The organism is Plectonema cf. radiosum LEGE 06105, assembly GCF_015207665.1.
GTDB classification, from domain to species: Bacteria; Cyanobacteriota; Cyanobacteriia; order Cyanobacteriales; family Nostocaceae; genus Rivularia; species Rivularia radiosa_A.
The window spans coordinates 1-1,551 of the sequence record NZ_JADEWL010000306.1 but is presented as its reverse complement, the minus strand read 5'-3'; the positions used below and the strand labels follow the sequence as shown (position 1 = coordinate 1,551).

Below are 1,551 nucleotides of genomic sequence, written 5' to 3'. Positions count from 1 at the left end.
AGAAGCCTTGGAAGTATGAATAAAGAAGCCTTTTTATTAATCTTATAAGCCACTATAAAGCTGATAGTAGTTGCTACCAATCCTAACGCTGTATCCAGCGCACCAAGAATTGGACTTTTTAGCCCAAAGTAGAGAATTGTAAAAACAGCAAATAGAACCCATGATATTCCTTCTGCCCAATAGAAAACCTTTTTAGATTGGCTCACCCTTAAGTTGGCAGTAATGTAAAGTCCAATTAACGAGGTTATATTATTAAAGAGCCACACTGGGGCAAATAACCAATCGGGAGGAGCAATCGCAGGTAGTGTGAAATTGTTATAAAATGCCTCTTCGCCATTGTAGCCGGCAGGAATTGCGCTGATTAAATTGGCAAATAGCAGAATTAAAACCGCGTGCCACCATTTGAATGGACGGGAAGATTTGAATTTAGAAGAAGAAGTTATTGAATTTTCCATAATTTTTTATTTAAACGTTATCAATGCAATATTAAAACGAAAACAATTTATAAACAACGATCTCGTTATTTATATTTTTAAAATATACCAGATTCGTTATATTTGAATTATGAGATCATATTTAGAATTAATTACAAAGTGGGAGGTCTTCCTTGCAGAATTACCGGAAGGATCTTTAGAAGATTTCGCCCATTTTTTATTAAGGCCAGCAAAAGAGGCGATTGTAGTGGATACTGAACCTTCCTTAAAAGAATATTTTGATAAAAATACTGATCAATACAATTATCAGGATCATAATTCCGAGGCCTCATTTTTGATTTGGCGATTAAATAAATTTCTTAAAAATTATACTAAATCAGTATTTGACACCCTTCAACTTAATAATCAGGATGAATTTGCAGTTTTGGCGCATGTAGATTATTTGAAAGAATGCACGAAAAAAACAGCTGTGCAAGATAATCTCATTGATATGAGTACCGGTATTGATATGATCAAGAGGCTTATTAACAGAGGTTTGTTGATTGACAGGCCAAATCCTTCAGATAAAAGGGAGCGCTTGGTTCGCCTCTCTGATAAAGGCCGTAATTTACTTTATAAGACATATGAAGGGTTCAGCCATGTTCAGAATATTTTAGTGAGTATGTCTGTTGAGGAAAAATCCCAATTTGTCAGTACGCTTAAGAAGCTGGATGATTATCATACCCGACATCAATTAAAAGAGTAAAGAAATTATGGAAGTAGAAGAAATGTACTCCGGTACCCTCGTCATTACTGCGAAAGATACTACCGAATGGCGCAATTGGTTGAACAAAAATAGCAAAAGAAGAGATGCAGTGTGGCTAGTTATCTATAAAAAGGGATCAAATAAAAAATCAATATATTATGATCAGGCTGTAGATGATGCGCTTTGCTATGGTTGGATAGACAGCAAGCCTAACAAGCGTGATGAAGAAAGTTATTATCAATATTTTTCGAAAAGAAACCCGAAAAGCAACTGGAGCAAAGTGAACAAGGATAAAGTCAGCAAGCTGCTAAAAAGTGGTTTAATGATGCCTTCAGGTCTGGAAATGGTTGAACTTGCCAAATCAACCGGTAC

Annotated in this window: 3 protein-coding genes; 2 read left to right on the top strand and 1 reads right to left on the bottom strand. The window is 35.5% G+C overall.

What is annotated here, in order from left to right; all coding sequences use genetic code 11:
* Positions 1 to 455: TspO/MBR family protein (locus IQ247_RS32130; protein ID WP_193926234.1), on the bottom strand; the 455-nt coding region annotated here is incomplete at its 3' end.
* Positions 456 to 564: 109 nt separating this feature from the next.
* Here IQ247_RS32130 and IQ247_RS32125 point away from each other — a divergent pair.
* Positions 565 to 1,179 carry a MarR family winged helix-turn-helix transcriptional regulator gene (locus IQ247_RS32125; RefSeq protein WP_193926233.1) on the top strand — a complete coding sequence of 205 codons (615 nt, stop codon included), beginning with the start codon at positions 565 to 567 and terminating at the stop codon, positions 1,177 to 1,179.
* A 7-nt stretch (positions 1,180 to 1,186) separates the two neighbouring features.
* A partial coding sequence (locus IQ247_RS32120) for a YdeI/OmpD-associated family protein (RefSeq protein WP_375341260.1) occupies positions 1,187 to 1,551 on the top strand: 365 nt, incomplete at its 3' end.